At 63.8% G+C, this 23,655-nt stretch carries 30 protein-coding genes and 1 tRNA gene; 22 read left to right on the top strand and 9 right to left on the bottom strand.

Annotated features, from left to right (window positions below; genetic code table 11):
* Nucleotides 1-45: 45 nt before the first annotated feature.
* Nucleotides 46-2,160: a PAS domain S-box protein gene (locus tag ABAZ39_RS18575; protein WP_040134321.1), complete on the top strand. Its 2,115-nt coding sequence runs from the start codon at nt 46-48 to the stop codon at nt 2,158-2,160.
* Between the two features lie 27 nt (nt 2,161-2,187).
* On the opposite strand, the gene ABAZ39_RS18570 is transcribed toward ABAZ39_RS18575, so the two are convergent.
* Nucleotides 2,188-2,421, bottom strand: coding sequence for a hypothetical protein (locus ABAZ39_RS18570; RefSeq protein WP_040134320.1), 234 nt, complete (start codon nt 2,419-2,421; stop codon nt 2,188-2,190).
* Nucleotides 2,422-2,618: 197 nt separating this feature from the next.
* Here ABAZ39_RS18570 and ABAZ39_RS18565 point away from each other — a divergent pair.
* A tRNA-Ser gene (locus tag ABAZ39_RS18565) sits at nt 2,619-2,712 on the top strand.
* Nucleotides 2,713-2,731: 19 nt separating this feature from the next.
* Here the strand turns inward: ABAZ39_RS18565 and ABAZ39_RS36560 are convergent.
* From ABAZ39_RS36560 to ABAZ39_RS36220, 4 genes are all read right to left on the bottom strand, one after another.
* The gene (locus ABAZ39_RS36560; protein ID WP_200885638.1) at nt 2,732-3,805 is read right to left on the bottom strand and encodes a site-specific integrase; all 1,074 of its coding nucleotides are present in this window, start codon (nt 3,803-3,805) and stop codon (nt 2,732-2,734) included.
* Between the two features lie 75 nt (nt 3,806-3,880).
* Nucleotides 3,881-4,686 (bottom strand): IS5 family transposase gene (locus ABAZ39_RS34455; RefSeq protein WP_088123925.1). Its coding sequence is split into 2 segments (ribosomal slippage): nt 3,881-4,359 and nt 4,359-4,686, totalling 807 coding nucleotides; the frame shifts between segments, so codons are not numbered across the junction.
* Nucleotides 4,687-4,857: 171 nt separating this feature from the next.
* Nucleotides 4,858-5,334, bottom strand: coding sequence for a hypothetical protein (locus tag ABAZ39_RS18550; protein ID WP_040134319.1), 477 nt, complete (start codon nt 5,332-5,334; stop codon nt 4,858-4,860).
* Nucleotides 5,331-5,546: a hypothetical protein gene (locus ABAZ39_RS36220; RefSeq protein ID WP_160174843.1), complete on the bottom strand. Its 216-nt coding sequence runs from the start codon at nt 5,544-5,546 to the stop codon at nt 5,331-5,333. Before ABAZ39_RS36220 ends, ABAZ39_RS18550 begins: the two co-directional genes overlap by 4 nt.
* 146 nt (nt 5,547-5,692) lie before the next feature.
* Between ABAZ39_RS36220 and ABAZ39_RS36215 the strand changes: the two genes are divergently transcribed.
* Nucleotides 5,693-6,166, top strand: a complete 474-nt coding sequence (locus ABAZ39_RS36215) for a DUF29 domain-containing protein (RefSeq protein WP_040134317.1) — start codon at nt 5,693-5,695, stop codon at nt 6,164-6,166.
* 6 nt (nt 6,167-6,172) lie between these two features.
* Entirely contained in the window at nt 6,173-6,625 is a 453-nt protein-coding gene (locus tag ABAZ39_RS18535) for a DUF29 domain-containing protein (RefSeq protein WP_040134316.1), read from the top strand.
* Between the two features lie 575 nt (nt 6,626-7,200).
* Here ABAZ39_RS18535 and ABAZ39_RS34445 read toward each other — a convergent pair.
* Nucleotides 7,201-7,557, bottom strand: coding sequence for a helix-turn-helix domain-containing protein (locus ABAZ39_RS34445; protein ID WP_081863150.1), 357 nt, complete (start codon nt 7,555-7,557; stop codon nt 7,201-7,203).
* Nucleotides 7,558-7,641: 84 nt separating this feature from the next.
* Here ABAZ39_RS34445 and ABAZ39_RS35725 point away from each other — a divergent pair, with 84 nt between their 5' ends.
* From ABAZ39_RS35725 to ABAZ39_RS34435, 12 genes are all read left to right on the top strand, one after another.
* Entirely contained in the window at nt 7,642-7,926 is a 285-nt protein-coding gene (locus ABAZ39_RS35725) for a hypothetical protein (RefSeq protein ID WP_137116129.1), read from the top strand.
* Nucleotides 7,927-8,133: 207 nt separating this feature from the next.
* Nucleotides 8,134-8,565, top strand: a complete 432-nt coding sequence (locus ABAZ39_RS18530; protein ID WP_040134315.1) for a hypothetical protein — start codon at nt 8,134-8,136, stop codon at nt 8,563-8,565.
* Nucleotides 8,566-9,151: 586 nt separating this feature from the next.
* Entirely contained in the window at nt 9,152-9,946 is a 795-nt protein-coding gene (locus ABAZ39_RS35720) for a DnaA N-terminal domain-containing protein (protein ID WP_040134314.1), read from the top strand.
* 325 nt (nt 9,947-10,271) lie between these two features.
* Nucleotides 10,272-10,898: a nucleotide-binding protein gene (locus tag ABAZ39_RS18520; protein ID WP_040134313.1), complete on the top strand. Its 627-nt coding sequence runs from the start codon at nt 10,272-10,274 to the stop codon at nt 10,896-10,898.
* Nucleotides 10,895-11,266, top strand: a complete 372-nt coding sequence (locus tag ABAZ39_RS18515) for a DUF3102 domain-containing protein (RefSeq protein ID WP_081863148.1) — start codon at nt 10,895-10,897, stop codon at nt 11,264-11,266. Before ABAZ39_RS18520 ends, ABAZ39_RS18515 begins: the two co-directional genes overlap by 4 nt.
* Nucleotides 11,267-11,325: 59 nt before the next feature.
* Nucleotides 11,326-11,718 carry an IS66-like element accessory protein TnpA gene (gene tnpA / locus ABAZ39_RS18510; protein WP_038529636.1) on the top strand — a complete coding sequence of 131 codons (393 nt, stop codon included), beginning with the start codon at nt 11,326-11,328 and terminating at the stop codon, nt 11,716-11,718.
* Nucleotides 11,715-12,062, top strand: a complete 348-nt coding sequence (gene tnpB, locus ABAZ39_RS18505) for an IS66 family insertion sequence element accessory protein TnpB (protein WP_012973092.1) — start codon at nt 11,715-11,717, stop codon at nt 12,060-12,062. The genes tnpA and tnpB overlap by 4 nt, the downstream gene beginning before the upstream one ends.
* An 82-nt stretch (nt 12,063-12,144) precedes the next feature.
* Nucleotides 12,145-13,766, top strand: a protein-coding gene (tnpC, locus tag ABAZ39_RS18500; protein WP_144243525.1) for an IS66 family transposase whose coding sequence is annotated in 2 segments (ribosomal slippage) — nt 12,145-13,498 and nt 13,498-13,766 — 1,623 coding nt in all. Because the reading frame shifts where the segments join, the coding sequence is not laid out codon by codon here.
* A 6-nt stretch (nt 13,767-13,772) separates the two neighbouring features.
* Nucleotides 13,773-13,985 carry a hypothetical protein gene (locus ABAZ39_RS18495; RefSeq protein WP_038529634.1) on the top strand — a complete coding sequence of 71 codons (213 nt, stop codon included), beginning with the start codon at nt 13,773-13,775 and terminating at the stop codon, nt 13,983-13,985.
* A gap of 32 nt (nt 13,986-14,017) precedes the next feature.
* Nucleotides 14,018-14,164 carry a hypothetical protein gene (locus tag ABAZ39_RS36210; RefSeq protein WP_160174842.1) on the top strand — a complete coding sequence of 49 codons (147 nt, stop codon included), beginning with the start codon at nt 14,018-14,020 and terminating at the stop codon, nt 14,162-14,164.
* The gene (locus ABAZ39_RS18490) at nt 14,164-14,418 is read left to right on the top strand and encodes a hypothetical protein (RefSeq protein WP_040134312.1); all 255 of its coding nucleotides are present in this window, start codon (nt 14,164-14,166) and stop codon (nt 14,416-14,418) included. Before ABAZ39_RS36210 ends, ABAZ39_RS18490 begins: the two co-directional genes overlap by 1 nt.
* The gene (locus tag ABAZ39_RS34435; protein WP_040134311.1) at nt 14,357-14,542 is read left to right on the top strand and encodes a hypothetical protein; all 186 of its coding nucleotides are present in this window, start codon (nt 14,357-14,359) and stop codon (nt 14,540-14,542) included. Before ABAZ39_RS18490 ends, ABAZ39_RS34435 begins: the two co-directional genes overlap by 62 nt.
* A gap of 76 nt (nt 14,543-14,618) precedes the next feature.
* Here the strand turns inward: ABAZ39_RS34435 and ABAZ39_RS36435 are convergent, their stop codons facing one another.
* Complete coding sequence (locus ABAZ39_RS36435) at nt 14,619-14,768, bottom strand: hypothetical protein (protein ID WP_162473412.1); 150 nt, start codon at nt 14,766-14,768, stop codon at nt 14,619-14,621.
* Between the two features lies 1 nt (nt 14,769).
* On the opposite strand from ABAZ39_RS36435, the gene ABAZ39_RS18480 reads away from it, so the two are divergent.
* The 4 genes from ABAZ39_RS18480 to ABAZ39_RS18470 all read left to right on the top strand — a co-directional run bounded on the left by ABAZ39_RS18480 (nt 14,770) and on the right by ABAZ39_RS18470 (nt 20,146).
* On the top strand, nt 14,770-16,551 hold the full coding sequence (locus ABAZ39_RS18480; protein ID WP_247881656.1) for a prohead protease/major capsid protein fusion protein: 1,782 nt from the start codon (nt 14,770-14,772) through the stop codon (nt 16,549-16,551).
* Nucleotides 16,552-16,718: 167 nt separating this feature from the next.
* A complete protein-coding gene (locus ABAZ39_RS18475; protein WP_040134309.1) occupies nt 16,719-17,594 on the top strand; it encodes a phage tail length tape measure family protein in 876 nt (291 codons plus the stop codon).
* Nucleotides 17,595-17,833: 239 nt separating this feature from the next.
* Entirely contained in the window at nt 17,834-19,123 is a 1,290-nt protein-coding gene (locus ABAZ39_RS35715) for a PIN domain-containing protein (protein WP_144243591.1), read from the top strand.
* Nucleotides 19,124-19,651: 528 nt separating this feature from the next.
* Entirely contained in the window at nt 19,652-20,146 is a 495-nt protein-coding gene (locus ABAZ39_RS18470; protein ID WP_144243590.1) for a DUF2321 domain-containing protein, read from the top strand.
* A gap of 275 nt (nt 20,147-20,421) precedes the next feature.
* Here ABAZ39_RS18470 and ABAZ39_RS34430 read toward each other — a convergent pair whose 3' ends face one another.
* Nucleotides 20,422-21,267 (bottom strand): DUF2971 domain-containing protein, encoded by an 846-nt coding sequence (locus tag ABAZ39_RS34430; RefSeq protein ID WP_081863147.1) that lies wholly within the window; start codon nt 21,265-21,267, stop codon nt 20,422-20,424.
* A gap of 75 nt (nt 21,268-21,342) precedes the next feature.
* A complete protein-coding gene (locus ABAZ39_RS34425) occupies nt 21,343-21,552 on the bottom strand; it encodes a helix-turn-helix domain-containing protein (RefSeq protein WP_081863146.1) in 210 nt (69 codons plus the stop codon).
* A 159-nt stretch (nt 21,553-21,711) separates the two neighbouring features.
* Between ABAZ39_RS34425 and ABAZ39_RS18465 the strand changes: the two genes are divergently transcribed.
* Nucleotides 21,712-23,028, top strand: coding sequence for a hypothetical protein (locus ABAZ39_RS18465; RefSeq protein ID WP_144243589.1), 1,317 nt, complete (start codon nt 21,712-21,714; stop codon nt 23,026-23,028).
* Nucleotides 23,028-23,549: a hypothetical protein gene (locus tag ABAZ39_RS18460; RefSeq protein ID WP_040134306.1), complete on the top strand. Its 522-nt coding sequence runs from the start codon at nt 23,028-23,030 to the stop codon at nt 23,547-23,549. The genes ABAZ39_RS18465 and ABAZ39_RS18460 overlap by 1 nt, the downstream gene beginning before the upstream one ends.
* The last annotated feature ends 106 nt before the right edge of the window (nt 23,550-23,655 follow it).

The following is a 23,655-nucleotide window of genomic DNA, read 5'->3' as shown; positions in this document are numbered from 1 at the left end:
ATTTTGTTCTCTCGTCGGTTTCAAGTGGGGCCGGCGGGAGGCCCAATGATTGCAGATTCGCTGACGGTGGCGCTGTTTGCGCTGTTCGCCGGTCTCCTGGCCGGATTTCTTGCCGGTTTGCTGGCGGCGCGGCGCATGGGGGCAAGACTTCCGGCGCAAGATTCGGCCTCCCCCTCCGTCGCGACGGAAGACCGGCTGCGCGCCATTCTGGACACCGCTCCCATCGGCGTCCTCATCAACACGCGCGATGGTGACAACCTCTACCACAGCCCCAGCGCTGCGACCTGTTTCAAGGTCAGCGGGGAGCAGCTCCAGCGCGACGGCATGTGGCCGCTCTACCATGACCCGCGGGATCGCCGGGCCGCCATCGACCGACTCTACGCCGACGGCCTCTTCCACGGCCAGGAGGTGCTGCTGCGCCGCGGCGACGGCGAAACCTGCATGGGCTCGCTGAGTTCGACGGTCATCGACTTCGAAGGGCAGCGCTGCCACATCAGCTGGTTCTACGATCTGACGGAGCAGAAGAGGGCCGACGCGGTGCGCCGCGATCTGGCCGACCGTCTGGAAATGGCGCTGGACGCCACCGGCGCGGCGGTGTGGGACACCGACATCCCGCGGGGGACCTGCTGGTGGTCCGACAGCTTTCCGCGCATGCTGGGTTACGCCGAGCCGCCGGAGATGCCCGCCGATTTCTGGGAGGTGCGCCTGCATCCCGACGACCGGCGGCGCGTTCTGACCACCATTGATGCCCATCTGCGGGGCGAGACCGCGGCATACGCCTATGATTACCGGCTGCGCCGCGCCGATGGCGGCTGGATGTGGATCGCCGCGCAGGGGCGGGCGATCCGGGACGCCTCCGGGCAGGCGGTGCGCTACGTCGGCATCATGACCGACATCACCGAGCGCCGCCGTCAGGAGGAGGAGGTCCGCGCCGGCAAGGAGCGGCTGCTGCGCATCCTGGAGGCCAGCCCCATCGCCGTGAATATCACGCGCCGCGACGGCCTGCTGGTGTTCTGCAACACACAGTCCGAGATCATCCTGGGCAGGTCGCGCGACGACCTGCTGCCGATGCCCGCCGAACGGCTGTACGCCGATCCGGCGGACCGTCAGGCCCTGATCGACCGCTTCGAACGGGAAGGCCCCTTCCGCGACGCCGAGGTGCGCTTCCGCAAGCCCGACGGAACGATCGTCTGGGTGCTGTCGAGCTGGGGTGAGATCGAGATGGACGGGGAGCCGGCGCTGCTGACTTGGCTTTACGACATCAACGACCGCAAGGCGGCGGAGGCCGCCATGATGGCCGCCCGCGACGAGGCGGAGCGCGCTCTGGCCGACCTGCGCGCCGCCCAGGAGAGCCTGATCCAGGCGGAGGCCATGGCCTCGCTCGGCCAATTGGTCGCCGGGGTGGCGCACGAGATCAACACGCCCATCGGCATCGGCCTCACCGCCGCCAGCCACATCGCCGAACAGGCCCGCGACCTGCGCGTCCGTTTCGATTCGGGTGCGCTGAAGAAAACCAACTTGGCCGAGTATCTGGATGCGGTGACGGAGGCCGCCCGCCTGCTGGTGTCGAACATGAACCGGGCAGCGGCGCTGGTGCAGAGCTTCAAACAGGTGGCGGTGGACCAGACCTCCGGCGAGCGGCGCTCCTTCGATCTGCGGACCTACGTTGACGAGGTGCTCTTTTCCTTGCGACCGCGGTTGAAACGCACGCATGTGACGGTCGAGGTGGATTGTCCGGACGGGTTGGAGATGGACAGCTTTCCCGGCGCGCTGAGCCAAGTCCTGACCAACCTCGTGATTAACGCGCTGATCCACGCTTATGGCGAGAATCAGCAGGGAACCATCCGGATCGCGATCCAGTCCGATGGTGACGATCACGTCATTATCGACTTTTCCGACGACGGGTCCGGCATTTCCGAGGATCATCTGCCGAAGGTCTTCGACCCCTTCTTCACGACCAAGCGTGGCGAGGGCGGCTCGGGGCTCGGGCTGCACATCGTGCACAGCACGGTGACGGGCGTGCTGTGCGGCACGGTGGCGGTGCGGTCGGTGACCGGGCAGGGCACGGGCTTTACCCTGCGCTTGCCGCGCCGCATTGCGCGGGATGCCGCTCCGGCGGCCGTTCTGCCGCTCGAACCGGGGCCGGCGGTGCCGGTCTGACGGACCAACGGAGGCCGGTAGGCCGGTTCAGAGGTGCAAGTCCTGGAACTGCAGATGCTTGGGCCGGCGCCCGCGGCGCTTGGGCGTGGCGAAGGCGGTCGTGGCGCCGCTTTCGCCACGCACCTCGGCCTTCAGCTCCTGAACGCAACGCAACAGCAGCTCCTTTTCGCGCAGATCCTCGCGGTCGGTGATCTCCAGACAGCTCAGCTTGATCTCGACCAGATCGATCAGCGTTTCGGCGCAGCGGCGTGACAAGCTCATGGCGTCCCCCTGACCAAGGATTGCTATCGCGTTCTGGTGGTAAGCTACCTCTGATTTTCTAAAAAGTACATAAAATTTTATACAGATTTTGTCCTTTCTCGGTTTGATCACATTTTTGGTGAGTAAGCGTTGACAGGCCCCATCCGGATCGTTAGAACGCACCCACGCCAGCGGCGCCACAGAGCGCCGACCCGGTAGGAGGGGTGGCCGAGAGGCTGAAGGCGGCGGTTTGCTAAACCGTTATAGGGGCTCAAACCCCTATCGTGGGTTCGAATCCCATCCCCTCCGCCATTCCTTTCAAATCAAATACTTAGCTGGCTGATTTGGCGGTTTCCTGGGGATGCAACCCAGGAGAAACCGTTATAGATGTGCCGGTTTTTGTGCCGGCCCTCGCCGGGACGTACCCCAGATAAATCTCCGTCGTTTTAACGCTGCTGTGCCCCAGGTGCTTGGACAGGGCGTAGATGTCCCACCCGTTCTGCAAGGCCCGGATGGCGAAGCCGTGCCGCAGATCGTGGCACCGGAAGGGCCGGAACGTCGTGCCCACCCGCTGTGCCGACTTTTGTGCCGACCGCACCATCTCCCGAAACCGTGACGACACGTTGAGATAACGCGCGCCCTTCCCGTGCCAGAACACCGCGTCGGAACCCAGGAAGTGGGGCAGGGCGGTCAGCATGGCCAGCGTGTCCGTTTCCAGGCGGATCGTGCGCGGCCGGCTGGTCTTCGTCTTCAGGAAGGTCACCGTTCCGGCCTTGAGGTTCACCTGCCCCCACGTCAGGCCGGCGGCCTCCTCCTGCCGGCAGCCGGTTTGGGCGAGGAATCGGATCATGCTCGCGAACAGGCCGGGGCACCGCGTGATGACGGCCTCCACGTCCGCGCTCGACGGCGGATGGATGGACTCGCGCCGTTCACGGGTGAGGCGGCGATTGTAGTCGCGCGCCGGGTTCGCCTCGCACGCTCCCCATTCCACAGCGGCGCCTAGGACGGCGGACACCGCGGTCAGGTCCCGGTTGATGGTGGCGTTGCTGGCCCCTCCCTTGCTCCTGGCGCTGACCAGGGTGGAGATGGTCTTCCGCGTGATCTGATCGACGTACAGCGCCTCCAGATGCGGGCCGACCTGTCCGAGGCTGACCGTGTAGCGCTTCAAGGTGCCGGGCTTCACCGCGTCCGGCCCCACCTCGGTGAGGTAGCGCACGACCGCGGCCTTCCACGTCAGGCGTGATTCGCCGAAGTGGACCGCGGCGGTGATTTCCTTCTTGAGCTGGTTGAGCCGCCTTTGGGCTTCTTTCCGATCAGACGTGCGTAAGCTTCGTCGATGCTCGGCCCCGCCGGCCTGTATGCGTGCCCACCAGACGGCGCCGCGCTTGTAGAGGTTCGATGGCATGCTGCCTCCTGATCGTGTATCCAGCGCCGGAACCGCTCGGCATCGAAGGTCCAGCGCCCGAAGAGCTTAGAGCGCCTAACAGAACCATCTCTGGACGAAGCGCCAGCAGATGAGGCTGGCCGCGATATGGTGAAAGGCAGTGAAGATGTCGGCGCGCCGTTCGTAGCGGACGGCGATGCGGCGGAAGCGGGCAAACCAAGCGAGCGTACGCTCGACCACCCATCGATATCGGCCGAGACGCTCGCTGCTTTCGACGCCACGCCGGGCAATCCGCGGAATGATCGCTCGTTGGCGCAGCGCCCGCCGGCAGTGAGCGAAGTCGTAGCCCTTGTCGGCATGCAGCTTGGCCGGTCGCCGCCGGGGCCGGCCCGCACACTGGCGGATCGCCGGCACGGCATCGACCAGCGCCTCCAGCAGCTTGCTGTCGTGCCGGTTGGCTGGCGAGATCCTCAGGGCGAGCGGGATGCCGTTAGCATCGACGAGGATGTGGCGCTTGGAGCCCGGCTTGCCGCGATCCGTCGGGTTCGGGCCGGTCTCCTCACCCCCCTTTTTGCCGGGACGCTGGCGCTGTCCACCGCCGCACGATCCCAGTTGATGGCGTTGGCATAGCCGAGACGGTCGAGCAGCACACGATGCAGCCGTTCCCACACGCCAGCCCGATGCCACTCGTGCAGACGCCGCCAGCAGGTCATACCCGAGCCGCAGCCCATCTCCACCGGCAGAAGCTCCCAAGGAATACCCGTGCGCAGCACGAACAGGATGCCGGTCAGCGCAGCACGATCGCACAGCCGGGGCCGTCCGCCTTTCGGCTTGGGCGGCTCCGGCGGGATCAGAGGTTCGATGATCGCCCACAAGGCGTCGCAAACAAGAGGGGCTGCCATGCCCCTACCAACCGTTCCCAGCCGGTTTTGTTACGCACTCTTAGCAGCACCGGGAATCTCCGCCGCGCGATGCTGTATGGTCCGCAGGGACAGGCCCGACACACGCGCCGCCTCGGACGCCCCGAAACGTTCCCGTTCCTGTGATTCCGTACTGGAAAGGTCGCTCATGCTTCAGCCTCGCGGCGCGGCGTGCTTGTCGATCGGCTCGCCGCTATCGTCCATCGCGACTCGATGCCCATGCTCAAGCGCGCCACGGGCCTTCAGGCGGTCGTACAGGACGAGATCCCGGACGTCGGCGACATAGGGCAGGGTTACCGGTAGGAAGGGCCGGCGCGATGCCCGCGCCCTCTCCCGCATGTGTTCGTCGGGATGGCTCTCCACCGTGGGCGGCAGATCCACCAGCTCGGCGGCGCGGTAAGCCTCCTCCGCCTCGTTCCAGCGGTACAGCCGGTACCGGACCACCTCCGGATACGCGACGCGCCCGTCGGCCCTGCGCACGGCGCGGATGCGCCGGATGGCAGGCGGTGGAGCCATGGTCGCGCAGGCATCGCAGTGGCGGGCGGCGTGGCGATCCGGAAGGTGGATGGTTGCCGATCCGGCGGCGATCGGCGCGGGCGGGCGCGCCATGCTGTGTGTGATGGATATCATACGTCGACTCCGCAGGATTTCAGGGCGCGCAAGGCGCGCCGGGAGGCGTGGGGAGCGGTACGGCACGAGATGGAGGACAATCCGACGGCGGAGACCGCCGCGGAGGGATCGGGCGTTTTCAGCAGCGGGCCGGCCTCGCCTTCGATCTGCACGACGAAGAGGCCTTCGCGCGGCTGGAAGCCGAGCAGCACGCGGGGTAAATGGACGCTCATGCTGCCCTGGCCCCGCTGTTCGGGTGGCTCATATCCGGGAGACGGATGACCTTGCTCGGCATGGCCGACATCTGCGGCAAGCCGATGCGGGTGCGTTGGACAGATGGATTGGCGCGGGTCATATTCAGAGACCGGAGGGTCTTCCCATGCCTGATACACGGCTCTACGACAGCGACTTCCTTGCCTGGACGCAGGACCAGGCCGGTCGGCTTCGGCGGCTGGCGGCGGAGCGCAGCAACGTCGATCTGGACCTGGAACACCTCGCAGAGGAAATCGAGGAAATGGGCAATGACACCCTGGATAAGATCGAGGGACTCGTTGTCCAGATCATCGGCCACCTGTTGAAGCTGGAGCACTGCCCGGACATTGATCCACGGCGGCACTGGCGCAGCGAGGTAACGGCGTGGCGCAACACGGTGAAGCGTCGAGCCAAGCGGTCGCCAACGGCTTTGAATCGGCTCGATTTGGACGAGCTGACGGAGGACGCCGTGGCGGAATTGACGGCGCTCTACAGCGATCAGGCCTGGGTAAAAGGTCTTCCGACAAGCTGCGCCTACAGGATTGATCAGGTGCTTGACCGCGACTGGTGGCCGGCGAACCGGCACGGCTTGGCGGAGTGATCGCCCATGCCTGATACGCGGCTTTACGACAGCGACTTCTTTGCCTGGACTCAGGATCAGGCCAGCCGGCTTCGGCGGCTGGCGGCGGAGCGCAGCAACGTCGATCTGGACCTGGAGAACCTTGCCGAGGAGATCGAAAGCATGGGGCGCAGCGAGCAGCAGCAACTGGAAAGCCGGTTGACCGTGCTGTTGCTCCATCTGCTGAAATGGCGTTTCCAGCCCGGCCTCCGGGGGAACGGTTGGCGCCTGACGATCAAGGAGCAGCGCAACCGGATCGAGCGCCACCTTCGGAAAAACCCGAGCCTGAAGGCCATGCTCGACGAAACCATCGTCGATGCCTACAGCGATGCGCTGATCGGCGCGGAGCGGGAAACCGGTCTGCCGGAAACGACGTTTCCGAAGGATTGTCCGTGGTCGTTTGATCAGCTGATGGACGACGGCTTCTTGCCCGAAGCGTGAACCGGCGTCCCCGGCTCCATCATCTTGTGCGTCGCCCGAACAGCGCAGGGCGGCGAGGGCGTTCCTAACATCGTCCGCATCGATCTGGCCGGCTGCATGAGCGACGTGCAGCCGGTCTACGAGTCTGTCCAGGCCGCCCGCTAAAGCGGTGATGTCGGCGCGGTTCATAGAGTCTAATGGGAGAGGCATGGTCGGACCTTCCTCGAACCGGCATCGGGAGACGCGCTTTTACAAGCGCCCCCAACGAGCGGTACATTATGTATCGGCCAATATCAATACATAATGTACTGTTTGCGCGCAAGCCGCTAAGCTCATCAGTGCAGTGCGAGGTTGCTGCATACCGTGGTATGCAACCCTATGCTTTTCCGTATCTCCGCACCTACAACTAGATAGTATACGGCAACCGAAGGTTAGGATATTTTGTTGCCGGTTCGTTCCTATTTGGGCTTGCAGTTCAAACAAACGCGAATGTAAACGCGGTGCAGCGAGAAAGGGGATGCCGGTGCGCGGACGTGAGTTGGCTGAAGCGGAGCATATCTTGCGAAGCCTTCCCGATCACGTCAGAAAGCGAATGCTCAACGTGATTCGGGAATATGCTGCTGATCTTCCTGGGCCAACTCCGCCTCAGTCCGAAGCATCTGAAGAATTGCAGCGCGGCGCCGTGGGTGAAGTGTCTTCAAATATTCAACAGCCTCGGCATACTCGGCCTCAGGGTGCTTGTCGTCGCCGAAATAAAGCCACTGCCAAGTAACGCCAAGTTGTGTGGCGAATAGTTTTGCGTTGCGAACCGTGAGGGGACGGTTACCATTCTCGGCGCTACGCACTGTAGCGGCCGAAAAGCCATGCGTCTCTGCAAATTTCTCCGCAGAGCTGTATCCAGCCTTCTTTCGTATGGCTCTCAGGCGTTCGCCTCTGGCCTTTTCATCCTTCATGTGCGGAATTGTATCGTTACGCGACGCGACGGTCCGGTACAAAGCGTATTGCGGCGTGAAAGTACATCATGTACTGTTTTGGCCATGGATGACCTCGACACATTCACCAACGTCATTGATCTCTGGCCGAATGCCGTTGCAATGGGCAACGATGTTGGCGAGACCGGATTGACCGTGCGCGCTTGGAAGCGCCGAAACTCGATACCCGGCGAGAAGTGGCTGAGAGTTGTCGAGGCAGCCCGACGTCGAGGATTTGAGAACGTTACTCTGGAGCGTCTTGCAAAGATCGCCCAGTCTCGCAAGACCCCGGATTCAATCACCGCCATATCAGATGAAATGTCTGCGGAACTCATTGGGCACCCCGCATAGCCGGGGCGCCAGTGGTGGAGCGTAACCGCGTCAAGCGCGTGGCGGTGAAGAAGGGGAAGCAGCATGCATAAGAACTCACATCTGTCGCGTTCGGAAGCATCGCTCGCAAGGCGTGAGCTGGGCAACAGCCATGGCTGAGGGGAAGGGAGAGGCGATGGACGTAGGCAAGACGGCGGAGGGAAATGCTCTGGTGCGAAGGGACCCAGCATGATGGCGCCATTCGTCCACGATGCATCCGGGACACCATACGATGCTGCCGCATTGACTGGGCGTCAGCAGGCAATCCTCGCGCTGTGGCCGGAGTTCCAGGCGGCCGCCGCGATGCGATGGACGAGCCTGGATCAGGTGGTGCGCGCCATCTTCCATGACCGGACCGGTCTTGCCGATCTGCCCGACGACGAGGCCGACCAGTTGGAAGCCTTGCTGAAGACGGCCATCACCCGCCTGCACATGGTCGCGCCGGCACGGCGCCGGCCGCCTCCTTCCCGGAGCTGCGGGCGAGGCTGGGCATCGAGCACCCCACACGATTCGAAATCCGACTCCTACCTCTGGCTTCGCTGCGCGCTCCGCGGCGCCGTCTCCGGCTGCCCGCGCGCTGCCACGTCATACCGTGCCCGTGCGGGCGCGGTGCATCCCTGACACCGATCGGAGGGCCATCGATGCCACGCGCTCCCCCCAGTTCCCTCGGAGGCTGATCGCCTGATCATTCCTGCGTCTGTGCACCGCTCAACCCATGAGCGGAGCAGAGAGGTTTTCTGCCGCAGCCGCGTCCCAACGTGGCTGTGAACGGGGAAGATCTGCACGCGGAATGAACCGGGGTCGATCACCTCGAATCGCGGCCGCTCGTCCGGCCAGCATCGTCCAGGGCACTTGAATCCCACGTCGGTCGGCTGGCCGGCGTACGGGAAGACTTGTGTCCTCATCAACAACACGGCTGCGCAGGGCGTGGCCGTGAACGGGAGGGCTTTCGCTTTGACGACACCAAGGGCACCGCCCTGAGCTGGGGCGGCCTTGCGACCGGCCGCCCCAGGACTGCGCTCAGGAACCGTTCAGGCGCCCGGCCTTGACCACCGGTGCGAACGGGGACGTGTGCGCCGCCATCATACTTCAACCGCGACTCGATTGCGACTCGATTGCCGTCATTTCCGGCCACGGATGCGTGCGCCTTGATGACGGCTGAACCGCCGGCTGGTCAGGGGATCGCCGGAGACGGGACAGGTGCGCCATGAGCGAAGCGAACGCAGAATTTCGCAGAATCGTTGGACGGTTTCAGGCGGCGATCCGCGCCAATCCACGGCTCAAGCTGCGCGACAAGGTGGTGGCGTGGGCGATGCTGGATCGCCTCGACCGTCAGGGCTTTGCGGCCAGCGGGGAGCTGACGGTGTGGGATGCCGTCGGCGTCGAGGCCCTGGCCGCCGACACGTCGCTGTGTGAGCGCGACGTGGTGCGGGCACGGGCGGCCCTGCGCCAGGAACGGGTGATCGAAGACGTTGGGAGGCCGGCGAAGGGACGCCCCGCGCAGGTTCGGTTCAACCGGGCTTGGCTGGAGCGCCGCGAGGTCGGCGAAGCGACAACGGAGGACACGGGTGTCCCGGACTCCGGAGTCCTCGGTGCCCATGAACGGAGGACTCCGGCGCCGGCAACGGAGGACAAAACCCCCGCCCAACGGAGGACACCGGAGTCCTCCTATCCTTGTAACCTTGGAATCAACCTGGCGCGCGCAGGCACGCCGGCACCCGCACGCACACGCGAAGGCGCCCTGGCCGCGGTGCTGGCCGCCCACCTCTCGCCGACCGAAATGCGATGGTTCGAGGGCGTGGCCATCGAGCTCGACGGTGGCTCGGCGGTGCTATGGGTTCCCAACGCTTTTCAGCGGGATTGGATCGACGCACGGCTTGCCGATCGGCTGAAGGGCGCGCTCGGCGTCTACAGCCTCGAGGTGCGTGTGGGCGCCCCGCCGGCGATGTCCCCGGCCAGAACGCGACCGACGTTGCACGCCGTCGCCGGGGGGAGGGCATGAGCCATGGCGGGATCGTTCGCATGCGAACAGGCCGGGAGTGGCTGAAGGCTTGGCGCGCTCTTCTCGCTGGGGCGCGCTTCGATCCCCGTGTCGCCGCCAGCCTCATCCACAGAACCGAGAGCCAGCCCGCCGCGGCGTTGCAGTCACAGCGGCGGGCCTCCACCCCTCAGCATAGGGACATGAAGATGCCGAAGGACGGCAATCCATTAGATAGTTCGCCGGTCGGCCGGTGCACATGCGTGGTCGAACGGCAGGTCATCCAGCACATCGTCGTGCATTCGGTAAACCGTTCACCGGTGAACGGTTTGGGCGGGAGGGCTGGGCGGTGAGAAAGGTCCTGGTCACCCAAGGTAAGGGCGGCGGCCCGAAGACCGCCACCGCGCGCAACCTGGCTGTCGCCGCTGCGGTGGCCGGTCAGCGGGTCGCCACGCTGGACACCGACCCGCAGGGCTCCCTGACCTACTGGCACAGCCGGCGACCGCAGGAGGCGACGCCGATCGAGGCCGGTCAGATGCCCTTGCCGCGGATCGTTGGGACTCCAGTGCCGATCGCCGGCATCGATCTGCTGATCATCGACACGCCGACGGCGGTGGAGTTCTTCCCCGAGGCGACCGCCATCCTGTTCGACTGCGCGGATCTGGTCCTGGTGCCGGTGCGTCCCGGCCCGGAGGACCTGGTCAGCATGGAGGGCATGATGCCCTACATCCGGTCGCGGCGCCGGCCGACGCGCCTCCTCCTCAGCCAGACCACCCGAAGCCGCGACACGGCGGAAGCGCGCGAGCGTATTCAAGACTTCGGGGCGGTGGTTCCGGTGGAGATCCCGCACCTTCAAGAAGTGCCCCGCACCTTCACGCTGGGCCTGGGCACCGCGGAGATTTCCGGGACGCGCACCGGCCCGCTGTTCACCGATCTCTGGACATACATCGCTGCCGAATTGGGGAAAACGCCATGATGAAGATGAACGCCCGCCAGCTCGGCAACACCCGCCTCGCCATGCTGAACAAGCCGCGCGAACTGGCCACCCGCGCAGAGTTCGCCGAGGATATCCGGCGCAACTGGATGAACGCTCTGGAGGCCACCGTCCAGGTCGGCCGACGACTGAACGAGGCCAAGGAGAAGCTGCCCCACGGCGAGTACGAGGCTATGGTGGAGCAGGATCTGCCCTTCAAGCCGGCGACCGCGCGAAAGCTGCGCGAGGTGGCGACGTTCGTGGACTCCGGCAAGGTGCCGCTCGAGCAACTGCCGGAGGCGTACAGCACGGTTTACGCCATCGCCACCATGCCGGAGGAGCGTACCCCTCCGCCGAGGGCCACCTTGTGATCGAGCGGGGAAGCTGAATCATGGGGCCTGTCCCTATGGCTATCCCTATGGCAGTCCCTATGACTATCCAACGCGTCGAGGTGATCACGGGCCTGGAGCGGCGACGGCAGTTCAGCGACGAGGAGAAGCTGCGGCTGGTCGAAGAGGCGTTCCAGCCGGGCGTCAAGGCGACCGAAGTTGCCCGGCGCCTTGGCGTGGACGTCAGCCTGCTGTACCGCTGGCGCCGCCAGTTCTTCGGTCAGCAGCCCCGGCTGCCCGCCTTCATGCCGATCACCGTCGCCACCGACGCTCCGGCACCGGAGGAGGTGGCGGAGCCGACAGCGGCGCCCGCAGCCCCACCAGCCGGTCTCATCGAGGTCGAGTTCGCGACGGCGCGCTTGCGCATCACCGGCCCGGTCGATCCGGCCCTGGTCGGCACGGTGATCGCCGCGCTGTCGGGACGGTCGGCATGATCCCGGTGCCCTCGGGCGTTCGGGTCTGGCTGGCCGGCGGGGTCACCGACATGCGCTGCGGGATGAACTCGCTGGCGCTGAAGGTCCAGGAGGGTCTTGGCCGCGATCCTCATGCCGGCGATTTATACGTCTTCCGTGGACGTCGCGGCGACATGGTGAAGTGCCTGTGGCATGACGGGCTCGGCATGTCGCTTTACGCCAAGAGGCTTGAGCGGGGCCGTTTCATCTGGCCCAGCCCGGCCAGCGGAGCCGTGGCCATTTCCGCGTCCCAGTTCGCGTATCTGCTCGACGCCATCGACTGGCGCAACCCGCAGCAAACCTGGAGGCCGCGCTCGGCCGGATAGGCTGCGGCACAGTGAATCAACCCGCCGCTCTCCGGCGGGAAGAGCGAGGATTGGTGCGGGTTTCCGGGTACAATCCGGCCCCATGGACGCCCTGCCCGACGACATCGACGCCCTGCGCGCCGCGCTGATCGAAGCGCATGGCCGAGCTGCGTTGGCCGAGGCGGACGCCGCCCAGGCGCGGGCCGAACGGTCCAGCGACCAAGCGCTGATCGCCACCCTGAAGCTCCAGATCGAGAAGCTCCAGCGCGACCTCGACGGCCGTCGCTCCGAACGGACCTCCCGGTTGCTCAACCAGCTCGAATTCCAGTTGGAGGAGGCGGAGGCAAGCGTCGGCGAGGACGATCTGGCGGTGGAGCGGGCGGCCGAGGTGACCGGCGCGGCCCGCATCACCCGTAAGGCGCCGTCGCGCAAGCCGTTCCCGGCGCACCTGCCGCGTGAGCGCGTCGTGATCCCGGCGCCGGCGGTGTGCCCATGCTGCGGCTCGACCCGGCTGTGCAAGCTGGGTGAAAGCGTGACCGAGACGGCCGAGCGCATCCCAGCACGCTGGAAGATCATCCAAACGGTGCGTGAGAAATTCTCCTGCCGGGACTGCGAGACGATCAGCCAGCCCCCGGCACCGTTCCACACCACGCCGCGCGGCTGGGCGGGGCCGAACCTGCTGGCCACGTTGCTGTTCGAGAAGTTCGGCCAGCATCAGCCGCTGAACCGCCAGTGCGAACGCTTCGCCAAGGAGGGCATGGCGATCAGCCTGTCCACCGCGGCCGACCAGGTGGGGGCGGCCTGCGGCGTGCTGAAACCGCTGCTCGACCGGCTCGCAGCGCATGTGCTGGCGGCGAAGCGGTTGCACGGCGACGACACGACCGTGCCGGTGCTGGCGAAGGGCAAGACCGACACCGGCCGCATCTGGGTCTATGTGCGCGACGATCGCCCCTTCGCGGGCGCGGCGCCGCCGGCGGCGCTGTTCCACTACTCCCGCGACCGTGGCGGTGGGCATCCCGAGGCGCATCTGGCCGGGTGGGCGGGGGTGCTGCAGGCCGACGCCTATGCCGGGTACAACCGCCTCTACGACGCGAGCCGCCAGCCGGAGCCCGTGGCGGAGGCCCTGTGTTGGGCGCACGCGCGTCGGAAATTCTTCGAGCTGGCCGACATCGCCGCCAACAAGCGGCGCGGCAAGGGAGCGCCGCCGATCTCCCCGCTGGCGCTGGAGGCGGTGCAGCGCATCAACCCGCTGTTCGACATCGAGCGCGAGGCGCTGGGGCGTTCGGCGGCCGACCGTCTGGCGCTGCGCACCGAGCTGTCCAAGCCCCGGATCGAGGAACTGGAGACCTGGATGCGGGCGGCCCGGGCCGGGATGTCGAAGCACGCGCCGGTGGCCAAGGCGATGGACTACATGCTGACCCGCTGGGAAGGCTTCACCCGCTTCCTGCGTGACGGAGGGTCTGCCTGACCAACAATGCCGCCGAACGAGCGTTGCGCGGCATCGCTCTGGGCAGACGGGCATGGCTGTTCTGCGGCTCGGATCGAGGCGGGCAGCGCGCTGCCGCCATGTACAGCTTGATCGTGAGCGCCAAGATGAACGACATCGATCCCCAGGCGTGGCTGGCCGACGTCCTGGCCCGCATCAACGATCTGCCGCAGACGAAGCTGCACGAGTTGCTGCCCTGGGAATGGAAGCGGCTGCACGAGACGACCACGGCGATCTGAGGAACCATGGCCAGAACCCGCAACCTCGTGACCATGGAGCGCGTCGCCGAGATCCTCGGCGAGGACGTCGAATGGCTGATCGACATCGCCATCGAGTTGGAGCCGGAGGACGGTTGCCTGACCGTGTTCGGCCCAGGCGAGCAGTGGTTCTATGCCCTGAGCGAGGATGGTGTCGAGAACCTCAAGGAACTGATCCAAATCCACCGAACGGGACGCTGACCGTTTCGATCCGCACCTGCGTCACTCACCGGATGCGTACGGTCCTGGGCGCCCAGCTCCGCGGCCTCCTCGCCCTGCTACCGGGCGGCGCGCTGGGCTTGGCGATCGCCGCTTTCCTGGTGATCGTCGCCGGCGTGTTGGCCTACCAGCGCTGGGTGGCCAGCCGGGAGTCCGCGTGATGTGGGCTGGTCTCGTCTCCATCGTCTCGGGCTGGTGGGTGCGCCTGGTGCCCGTCATGATCGCCGCCGGCGCCGTGCTGGCGGCGGTCGCCGCCTGGGGTGCTGCCCAGCGCCAGGCCGGCCGGCGGGACGCCGCCGCCGAGTCGGCCACCGATGCCCTTCACAACGCCGAGGTTCGCCATGAGATCGAGGATGCTGTGCGCCGCACTGGCGGTGCTGCTGAGCGGCTGCGCGACGGCTGGTCCCGCGACTGAGGGCTGCGCGGCGTGGCGCCCGATCTATGTCAGCCGCGCCGACAAGCTGAGCGAGGGCACGGCGGAGCAGATCCTGGCGCACAACCTCACCGGGGCGCGGCTCTGCGGTTGGACATCTATCTAATGAAGTTGTTCGTTAGCGAACTGTTCGCCCAATGACAACGCCCATTGGTCCTCAACTCCGAAGAGGTTGCTGTTATTTACGTGGCGCCTGCGCTGGGAACGTCGGCGACATCGCCCGCAAGGTCCTGGCCCGCGTCGAGCGGCTGGAGGGCGACGACAATGACGACGCCGAGTAACGACCCGGCCAGCGCCGTCAGCACGCGGGCCGCGTCGCTGGCGCCGTCCACCTTGAACGCCGACCGGCGCGAGGTGGAGGTAACCGCTTCATCCGGCGCCGACGTGCGGCGCGTGGGCATGCGGCCGGATGCGACTTGGGGCGCTTGGAGGGAGCGCCTCGACGTTGCCGGGGTGGATCTCTCCCGGTTCACCGGCGCGTCCGTCCTTCGCGACCATCGGCCATCCACCGATGCCGTTGTCGGTTCGGTTCTCAGCGCGCGGAAGGCCGGTGGAGAACTCCGCGCCATGCTGACCTTCGATACGACCGACGCGGGCGAGCTGGCGTTTCAGCAGGTTCAGCAGGGTTCGATCCGTCAAGTCTCGCTGGGCTACTTCGTGCAGGAATGGGCCGCGGGTCCCTCCGACGACATCGCCGAGCCGCTGTTCATCGCGCGGCGCTGGCAACCCGTCGAAATCTCCATCGTCGCAATCGGCGCCGATCCTGCGGCGCGCACCCGTAGTGCAGAGGGAACCATCATGAGCACCCAGACCACCCCGGCGCCGGCGCCGCAGCACCAGCCCGCTCCCGCCACGGACACTCGTGCGGAGCTGCTCGACCACATTCTTTCGCGGGCGACCTGCCCGCAGCTCGCGCTTCCGCCCGACATGGTCCAGCGCGCCGCGGCGGACCCGACGATGACGATCCAGCGCTTCAACGAGATGGTGGTCGATCACGTCGCCGCCAAACCGTCGAACCAGCGCAACATCAACCCGCACGTCCAGATGTACGACAGCTACGATGACCCCGTGACGACGCGGGCGTTCATGGCCGAGGCCCTGGCCGCGCGCTTGGCGCCCGGCCTGGTCAAGCCGGGCGAGCGGGCGCGGGAATATATGGGCTGCTCGGCCATGGGCATGATCGGCGAGCTGCTGGCCGCGCGCGGCGAGAACGTGAACCGGCTGAACACCAAGGAGCTGATGAAGCGCGTCCACACCACCAGCGACTTTCCGCTCTTGCTGGAAAGCGCGGCGAACAAGGTGTTGCTCGCGCAGTACGCCGCGGCGTCGCCGACCTATCGGCTGTGGGCGGCCCGGCGCGGCTTCAACGACTTCAAGCCGGCGAAGTTCCTGCGTGTGGGCGACTTCCCGAGCCTCAAGCCCATGGCGGAGGTCAGCGAGCTGAACTACGGCACGATGAGCGAGAACCGGGAAACCGTGTCGGCGAAGGAATACGCCAGCGGCATCATCCTGAGCCGGCAGACGCTCGTGAACGACGACCTGGGTGCGCTGGGTGATTACGCCATGATGATCGGCGTCCGCACCGCCGCGGATGAAAACCGCATGGTCTACGGGCTCCTGAACAGCAACCCGGTCCTCGCCGACGGAAAGGCCCTGTTCCACGCTGCTCACGGCAACCTCGCCGCCGGCGCGGCGATCAACGTGGAGAGCGTTGGGAAGGCCGTGGCGCTGCTGCGGAAGCAGAAGAGCCTCGACGATATCCCGCTCAACCTCGCCCCGCGCTTCCTTGTGGTCGGACCGGACGGCGAGTTGGCCGGGCGCCAGCTCCTGGCCGCCATCGTCGCGAACCAGTCCAGTGCCGTGAACCCCTGGGCCGGGCTGATGGAGCTGGTGGTGGATGCGAACATCGAAGGCACCGCGTGGCACCTGTTCGCCGATCCGTCGCTCTGCCCCTCAATCGTATTCGGCTATGTCGGCGATGCAGAAGGGCCGCAGATCCTCACCGAGTCCGACTTCGACACGCAAGCGGTCAAGGTCCGTGCCTCCATCGATTTCGGCTATGGCGCCATCGACCACCGCGGCGCGGTCAGGAACCCCGGCGCCCCCGCGAGCTAAGGGGCGCTGCACAGAATGCGCGGCGATCTCGAGGGCGACACGGCCAGCCCAACAACGGAAAGCTCAATCCCTCCGCGCGACCGACTGGGGTCGGTGTCATGGGGTCAATTGGGCGAGGCCGCTCCTACCTCCGGCGCCGTGGCGCCGCCCACCTTCGCAGGTGACCGATGAGCGACATTCGCATTGCGGAACTGACCGCTGAGCGGCACGCCGAGCTATCCCGCCGGCTGCAGGATTCCGGAACCGCCAGCACCGTCGCCGCCGCGGGGGCGGGGCGCATGAAGGGTGCTATGGGCAACCTGGGGCTCCAGCTCCAGGATGTGGCGGTTCAGGCGCAGATGGGCACGTCCGCCTTCGTGATGCTGGCGCAGCAAGGTCCGCAGATTGCTTCTGCCTTCGGCCCGGCGGGGATTGCCATCGGTACCGTCGTGGCAATCGCTTCCGTCGCGGCCGGCGCGCTGTTCGCGCTGTTCGCGCTCAGCGATGAGACCAAGAAGTCGGCGAAGGAAATCGACACCTTCGGCGACGTGCTGGGGATCTTCGAGGGGCGGGCGAGGGAATCCGGCGCCGCCATTGACACGTTGACGGACAGCTACCGCGCCCTTGGCGGGGAGTTGCGCGCCCTCTCCAAGCTCGCCCTGCAGGCTGATATAGCCACCCTGACCGAGAAGCGGGCGAAGGACCAGAAGTCGGCGTGGGACGCCATCCGCAACGCCACCATGTCCGGTGCGCAGGATGTTCCGGCGGCGCTGGGTGCCCTGCAGCAACTCGGGCAGGACAAAGACCTTGCCGCGTTCATGGGCAAGCTGCAGGCGCTGAACGCGCCGGGTGCGGTGAAGCTGATGCGCGACGAGGACGTGCGCGCCCTCTTGGAGACCCGCCTGCAGTATGCCGCGCACATCGGCGTGTCCAACCCGACGCTCACGCGCTGGGTGAAGCGGGGAATGCCGGTGCGGGACGATGGGCTGCTCGATGTCGAGGCGGTGGAGATCTGGCGGAAGGCGAACGAGTCCCGGCTCCTGGCGGAGAGGGTGAAGGGGTAGAGGGGAGGTTCGGGCGGGCGACCGGCCCGAGCCTCTACGGCACGGACGAGCGGCCGGAGGGAGGTATCTGAACTGCCGGTGCTTGAGGCAAGCACATTTCCTGTGCATTGTATCTCGGAGCGAAAGATCGCCGCTTCCGCGAGCTGCAAAGTGCCAAGGATAGCGTCGAGGGTATCCATGACCTGCGGGTGCATTCCCGTGGCGTTGAGATGGCGTGCTTATTGTGACCGGAGATCGCGATGCGGGATGGTTTTGAAGAGTATTTTGACCTTTCGGAAGGGGAGTTGAAGCAGCTATGGGGTAACTGTTTATTTGTTTTCGATACAAACGCACTCCTTTCGTTGTTTAGGGATAAGAAAAGTACTTCAGATGACTTAATAAATGTCATAAGGAGCCTTGATGGGCGCATTTGGCTGCCTCATCAAGTTGCTCTAGAATTTCACAGGAACCGTGCTGGTGTTATTATTGGTAATAAAAAGATATATCAACCACTTCGAAACGCAATAGAAGCGGCTCGCGGTGAAGCTCAAAAATCCCTAAAGAAAAGCATTGATGGATTTAAGCATCACCCCGTTATGACTGTCTCTGAAGCGGTAATGTTCATAGACAACAAGTTTAACAGCATTATTAGCGATATAGACGTTATGGAGAAATCTAGCCCGCAAGAAGAGCATTATCAGGATGTGTTCCAATTTATTGTTGAAGCATTTAGCAACGCAACAGGACTTCCTTATTCAGAAGAAAAAATAAAAGAAGTTTTAGATGACGGCAAAAAAAGTTGCGAGGCAAAGATCCCGCCCGGCTATATAGACTTTAAGGAGAAAGAAGATTTACCTCTTCAGCAGAGGATTGGAGACTACATTCTGTGGCAGCAAATGATTGATCATTCTGCTGTCGTGCAGCGACCTGTTATATTTGTTACGGATGACGTCAAAGAGGATTGGTGGAGAGAAGTTAAGGGTGAAAAGATTGGGCCAAGATTAGAGCTTGTGCGGGAATTCATGAACAAATCTTCACAGAGGTTTTATATCTATACAAGATATAGATTTTTAGAGCGCGCTCGTGAGTTTCTTAATGTGAAGGTTAAAAACGAAACTATTGATGATGTTAAAATAACATCTATTGATAAATATACCGGCGACGACGAAAGCCTTGTCGCGCCTGAAGTCAGTTCTTTTATGGTTGATGTTGAGGAGTATATTAATTTTAGAGATCATCACATGAAGTCAAATCCGGTAAGCGACAACATGCCTAAAGGGTACAGGGCATTTGAGGCTTACGCTGGATATTATAAGATAAAAAATCTTGAGAAGAAAAAGGAGGAATTGCAAGAAAAAATAGGAATAACAGCAAAAAGACGTAAGTATAGAAAAGCAATAGGAGATATAGATAGGGCTCATCAGGAGTCGCAGCGCCTTATAGATCTTGGGAAGGAATTGGATAAAGTTGTCGACGAGTTATACGAATCAAGGAAAAAATATGGAATGAGTTATTTTATTGATGATGAAGATGAGGCTATAGGCGATTGAGGTAGTTAGATCGCCATGCTGTCAGTAAGGTGGTTTCGGTTGGGTTCATAATTGCACATTTCAGCCAACGGGCCTCGACAAACCACTGCGATCTTAGAGGTTTCAGGCTGCCCACCCAGCTTTGGACCGATAAACGCCCACTGCCGCCGCCGGCCAGCCTGTACAGCAGGGAAGGCCGGCGCCGCACCCCGATCCCCTCGGGGCACTCACCCGCCGGACTGGAGCTTCTGTCCCTGCATTGTGATGATCGGAACGCAGCTCGACAGCCGGGCGGGGAGGGGCGGTGTTCCGCCTCCTTCTGCGCTGGGGGTGTCGCTTGAACCGACACCCTGTCAGCCGCTACCCGATAGATCGCGCTCCGGTGGGGCGTGGATGCGGCCTGAGGCGGAGGGGCAATCTCTGGTCCTTCCGACTTGGGCGAGTTGGGTGGGCTTCCGAGGGCGTTGCAACGTGTGTAGCGAAGCTCAGGCTTGACGGCCATGCAGCGCGCCGGTTTGTCTTCCTTATGGTTCTTGCCTGGGGGCGGATATGGCATTGAGCGACGCATGTTCCGAATTCATCAGCGAGGTTGACGAGGCTGCGCGCCGGTTGGCCGAGGCTGTGCATTGGTATGCCGCGCCCGGCATGCCGCTCAGCTATGGGGAGGAGATCGACGCATTGCGTCGGGCTTGCGCCAAGGTCGATGCATCGCCTCTCGATCCGGAAGCCCGCGCCGAGCTGCTGCGCCTTGCGGTGGCTGTGCTGCGCTACCTCGACACTCCGCCGGACGCTCCTCAGCTACAGCAACGCCGATCCGAGATGGAGACCCTCATCCGCCTCCTGCAGGCGGGCCTCAGCGCGGAGGATGCTGCCGAGGTGCCCGCGGTCATCAAAGACGTGGCGCAGGAGAATGAGCGTACTGCGGCGGCGGCTGCGCGCCTTCGGGCGATGTTGAGCAAGCTCGGGAAGCCGGCCTATGACGTGGCAATCAAGGTCATCAGCGATATCGCGTCTGCGACGGCAAAGAGGTTCCTGGGGCTCTGATCGGCCGCATCGGGTGGGGCCGGGCTGCTGGTACCCAACATGAAGAAGCCCGCCGGGTCTCCCGCAGCGGGCTATTTCATGGGCGGTGGGTTGCGCTCTGGCGGACGGTGGGTGCGGTCTGCGGGGAGGGGCGAGGTGAGTGGCGCAACCATCAACACGCTGTGCGACACTTCTGAGGACAGAAACACACGGAAGGATCAACGAGATCGTAAACTCTTCCCTTCCATGGCGGATAAAGCGTCGGTCTCATTCCATGGATTGTGAGTTAAAGGAAATTATTCGATTGATACTGCAAAATCAGTTTCGTGTACCCTTGCACGGTTTACGGACACGTGGGATAGTTCCGCGTCGCTTTGTATTGAACGAACAATGATGTCAGAAAGAATTTGAGCTGACCGTGCGCCAATAACAACTCCCGTGATGCAGTCGGCAGGCACCTTAAACAGATATAATAGAGGATTGTCTTGGTTTGGCTCTTTATCGGCATGGGCGAGCGGTGCAATCATCCTCCATTCACATTCGTATGACCAATCTATGCTTTTCGTAAACAGAACGTCAAAATAGGTCATGTTAAAAAAGCTTCTTGAGGGACGTTCTTTGGAATACAATACCTTTTTAATGTTATAATATTCATTCTCCGTGCCGCGCTTGAAGAATTGATGGTCTCCGTTAAACTCCACGACAAAGCCGCGATGGCAGTTTGCGTAATGAGACCACATCAGTAGGTTTTCTCTTTTTTCGGAAAGGCATAGCATTCCTATAGTTTTAGTGTATTCTGAAACCTTTCCTTTAAACCTAGCCTCCCATCCTTCATGCTGGTAACTTGCGGACATTCTTTCCGCAAACTGCGCTCTCTCGCGATTGCTCATTCTCTTCAGCTTTCTCCTCAACTCTCTTACTCTGGAATCTGTTACGGATTCATCAGAAGTTGCTATAGCTTTCTTTGTCTTATTACCCACCCTTCCGTATTTGATATCAGAAATTACATCTTCATCTAGCGCTCCATTGAAAGAAGGAAGCGCTTCAAAAGGGTCGTTTAAAGCGGTTGGCTGAGTGAAGCGGATTAGACGATGATTGAAAAAATCAGATCTTTCGTCTCCAAAGTACTTATAGAGTTTCATTTTTATTTCCTTGGTTGCGGTGTTGTTCAATATTGTTGCGATGACACTGTATGGATATCTCTTTTCGAAAGCCGTTCATGTTCTATGTTTCCGCAATCGAACGCCTGCACCGCTCCCGTTCTCCGGGATAAACTCGACCCCGGCGGTCTCCAGGGCGGCGCGGATTGCTGCGAGGGTGGCAGGCTTCAACTCTTCCCCACGCTCAAACCTCGAAATGGTTTGCGTCGAGACATTGGCCGCTTCGGCCAACTCCCTCACTCCGAGGCCCGTAGCGACGCGGGCCATCTTGCATTGGACAGGTAGCACCGTCACAACCCTGTTGTGATTTTGGTTGACGGGTTATGTTAACAGTGTTGTGATTGTTGGGCAAGAGAAGCGGCCGAACGGGGTGCGGCAACACTCCGCCCGGCCTGACCAAAACCCGACCTGACTGGAGGACGGATCATGGCTGATTCCGACGATACTACCCTTTTGCCCGGCGCCGGCCGGCATTCCACGTCCACCAACAACAGCGACCACACCGTGACGTCCAGCGGCTCCAACGTCGTCAGCTCCGGCACCCGCTGGCCCTGCCCTGGCCCGTCCACCATCGTCCCGATGCTGGGCATCCCGTTCCGGGACGCCGCCGCGCGAATCGCCGCGCTGGTGAAGGAGCAGGACGCGCTGCCCGACACGCCCGAGGCGGACGCCCGCTCGGACGAGATCACCGAACAGTGGGAGGTGCTGGGCCGGGCGGTTCTGGGCTCCATCCCCCGCACGCCCGCCGACAGCGTGGCGGTGATCGATACCGCGCTCTGCCCGGCTATCGGGCCGAACATGGATCGCGCCACCAAGGATCTGTTCCAACGGGTGCGCGGCGTGCTGGTCCAGGCGGCGCTGGAGGCGGTGCAGCGGGAGGAAGGTCCGGCCAGCAAGGCGACCGGCGGAAACGCTTCCACGATGATCCCCGGCATCGGCCTGACCTTCACCGATGCCGCCGCCCGCGCCGCGACTCTGATCGAGGCGCAAAACAATCTGCAGGGCAGCGAGCATCCCGACGCCGAAGCCGAGCGCGCTCTGCTGTCCGGCGAATGGGGCAAGCTGATCTTCGCCATCCTCTCCACCGAACCCTCCACCTTGGCGGATGCGGTGGCTGTACTGGACCGGCTCGCCTGCCCGCACACCGGCATCGGCGGGACCGACATTGAGGTTGAGGCACTCACCCGCCTCCGAGACCTGCTGACTCGGCTGGTTGAGCAGCAGGAGGACAGCGCCGACCGCGGCCAGTTCATTGCCGACGTCCGCCGCTGGCTGGCACTGGAAGAGGATTCAACGCCCGAAGGCGCCGCAGCCTCCGCGACGCTCGCCCGGCAGATCGCAACCTACCAGGGCGAGCCGACCGTTGCCATGGCCGCCAAGGCCCTGCTGCTGTGGGCAGGACACTCGGAAGGGTTTGACGCCGCGCTGGGCAAGCTCCGTCGTCCGCCGGCTGTTGCCGTGGCGACGAACGAAGAGAACGCGCTGCTATTCGGACTCGTGCATGATGCGCTGCGCGCAGTGCCGGAACTGGGGTCGGTGATGGCTGAGCCGACCAACGAGACGGAGAGCTTCAGCGCGGGGGTGGCCGCCTTCGACGGCGCCGCGGAGAAGGCGCTGTGCATGCCCACCGCTCCGACGCTGGCCATGTTGGAGGCCGGAGCCACGGCGGGCGGGATCGACCTGGAGCAGGCCCGCACGATCTACGCCGCCATGGTGGTGGCCTTCGCGAAGGAAGCGGCGTGATGGGCGCCGTGCACTTTCTCACCAACGGCAGGGGCGCCCAGCACCCCGCCGGAGGGCTTCACCTGCAGCGCCTGCCGATGGGCGCCGCGGTGGATTGGCAGGCCGCCGTGATGATGGAGTGCCGCCGGCAGGGCGCCCTGTCGCCTGGGCTGTTCGCCTACCTGGAGCGCGCCGGCCTGTTGGAGCGATGCACCTTCCTCGCGTCGGACGGCGCCGCTGATCCGCTGCGCTTCCGCTACCTGGGCGCCCCGACGCGGAACTTCTTCGGTCGGGGCTGGGCGCGGCAGATGGCCGGGCGGCCCGATCAAGACGATCCGCACCACGTCTTGGCTGAGGGGTTCGCCGCGGAGTACCTGGAGGCGATGGAAGGTGGCGTGCCGGTGCTGAACCGCGTCGTCATCTCCGGCCTGTCCGCGGCACCGCTGGTTTACCAGCACGCCCTGATCGGGTGGAAGGAGCGGACTGGCCGGCGCGCGGTGCTTTGCTGCATGCATGTGCCGGCGGTAGCTGGGCAGGCCTGACCGGCCATGTTACGCTGAAGGGGTCCGCCAGTGGCGGGCTCCTTCGGATTGTAGTGCGAGAATGTCCACCACCATCCACGACCATTTGACGTTCAGTTGATGGGTA

This window comes from Azospirillum argentinense (assembly GCF_000632475.1).
Lineage (GTDB): Bacteria > Pseudomonadota > Alphaproteobacteria > Azospirillales > Azospirillaceae > Azospirillum > Azospirillum baldaniorum.
This window is presented reverse-complemented; position numbering and strand designations above follow the sequence as displayed.

What these genes read in the sequence shown, in the direction of transcription:
- ABAZ39_RS18515 (WP_081863148.1), top strand. Translation starts at nt 10,895, where the DNA reads ATGATGAAGATGAACGCCCGCCAGCTCGGCAACACCCGCCTCGCCATG.
- tnpB (WP_012973092.1), top strand. Translation starts at nt 11,715, where the DNA reads ATGATCCCGGTGCCCTCGGGCGTTCGGGTCTGGCTGGCCGGCGGGGTC.
- ABAZ39_RS18470 (WP_144243590.1), top strand. Translation starts at nt 19,652, where the DNA reads ATGGCATTGAGCGACGCATGTTCCGAATTCATCAGCGAGGTTGACGAG.
- tnpA (WP_038529636.1), top strand. Translation starts at nt 11,326, where the DNA reads ATGACTATCCAACGCGTCGAGGTGATCACGGGCCTGGAGCGGCGACGG.
- ABAZ39_RS34430 (WP_081863147.1), bottom strand. Translation starts at nt 21,267, where the DNA reads ATGAAACTCTATAAGTACTTTGGAGACGAAAGATCTGATTTTTTCAAT.
- ABAZ39_RS34435 (WP_040134311.1), top strand. Translation starts at nt 14,357, where the DNA reads ATGCTGTGCGCCGCACTGGCGGTGCTGCTGAGCGGCTGCGCGACGGCT.
- ABAZ39_RS34425 (WP_081863146.1), bottom strand. Translation starts at nt 21,552, where the DNA reads ATGGCCCGCGTCGCTACGGGCCTCGGAGTGAGGGAGTTGGCCGAAGCG.
- ABAZ39_RS36215 (WP_040134317.1), top strand. Translation starts at nt 5,693, where the DNA reads ATGCCTGATACACGGCTCTACGACAGCGACTTCCTTGCCTGGACGCAG.
- ABAZ39_RS18495 (WP_038529634.1), top strand. Translation starts at nt 13,773, where the DNA reads ATGGCCAGAACCCGCAACCTCGTGACCATGGAGCGCGTCGCCGAGATC.
- ABAZ39_RS18530 (WP_040134315.1), top strand. Translation starts at nt 8,134, where the DNA reads ATGATGGCGCCATTCGTCCACGATGCATCCGGGACACCATACGATGCT.
- ABAZ39_RS18570 (WP_040134320.1), bottom strand. Translation starts at nt 2,421, where the DNA reads ATGAGCTTGTCACGCCGCTGCGCCGAAACGCTGATCGATCTGGTCGAG.
- ABAZ39_RS18575 (WP_040134321.1), top strand. Translation starts at nt 46, where the DNA reads ATGATTGCAGATTCGCTGACGGTGGCGCTGTTTGCGCTGTTCGCCGGT.
- ABAZ39_RS34445 (WP_081863150.1), bottom strand. Translation starts at nt 7,557, where the DNA reads ATGAAGGATGAAAAGGCCAGAGGCGAACGCCTGAGAGCCATACGAAAG.
- ABAZ39_RS35715 (WP_144243591.1), top strand. Translation starts at nt 17,834, where the DNA reads ATGCGGGATGGTTTTGAAGAGTATTTTGACCTTTCGGAAGGGGAGTTG.
- ABAZ39_RS18460 (WP_040134306.1), top strand. Translation starts at nt 23,028, where the DNA reads ATGGGCGCCGTGCACTTTCTCACCAACGGCAGGGGCGCCCAGCACCCC.
- ABAZ39_RS36220 (WP_160174843.1), bottom strand. Translation starts at nt 5,546, where the DNA reads ATGAGCGTCCATTTACCCCGCGTGCTGCTCGGCTTCCAGCCGCGCGAA.
- ABAZ39_RS36210 (WP_160174842.1), top strand. Translation starts at nt 14,018, where the DNA reads ATGCGTACGGTCCTGGGCGCCCAGCTCCGCGGCCTCCTCGCCCTGCTA.
- ABAZ39_RS18465 (WP_144243589.1), top strand. Translation starts at nt 21,712, where the DNA reads ATGGCTGATTCCGACGATACTACCCTTTTGCCCGGCGCCGGCCGGCAT.
- ABAZ39_RS18535 (WP_040134316.1), top strand. Translation starts at nt 6,173, where the DNA reads ATGCCTGATACGCGGCTTTACGACAGCGACTTCTTTGCCTGGACTCAG.
- ABAZ39_RS18475 (WP_040134309.1), top strand. Translation starts at nt 16,719, where the DNA reads ATGAGCGACATTCGCATTGCGGAACTGACCGCTGAGCGGCACGCCGAG.
- ABAZ39_RS18550 (WP_040134319.1), bottom strand. Translation starts at nt 5,334, where the DNA reads ATGATATCCATCACACACAGCATGGCGCGCCCGCCCGCGCCGATCGCC.
- ABAZ39_RS35720 (WP_040134314.1), top strand. Translation starts at nt 9,152, where the DNA reads ATGAGCGAAGCGAACGCAGAATTTCGCAGAATCGTTGGACGGTTTCAG.
- ABAZ39_RS35725 (WP_137116129.1), top strand. Translation starts at nt 7,642, where the DNA reads ATGGATGACCTCGACACATTCACCAACGTCATTGATCTCTGGCCGAAT.
- ABAZ39_RS36560 (WP_200885638.1), bottom strand. Translation starts at nt 3,805, where the DNA reads ATGCCATCGAACCTCTACAAGCGCGGCGCCGTCTGGTGGGCACGCATA.
- ABAZ39_RS18490 (WP_040134312.1), top strand. Translation starts at nt 14,164, where the DNA reads ATGTGGGCTGGTCTCGTCTCCATCGTCTCGGGCTGGTGGGTGCGCCTG.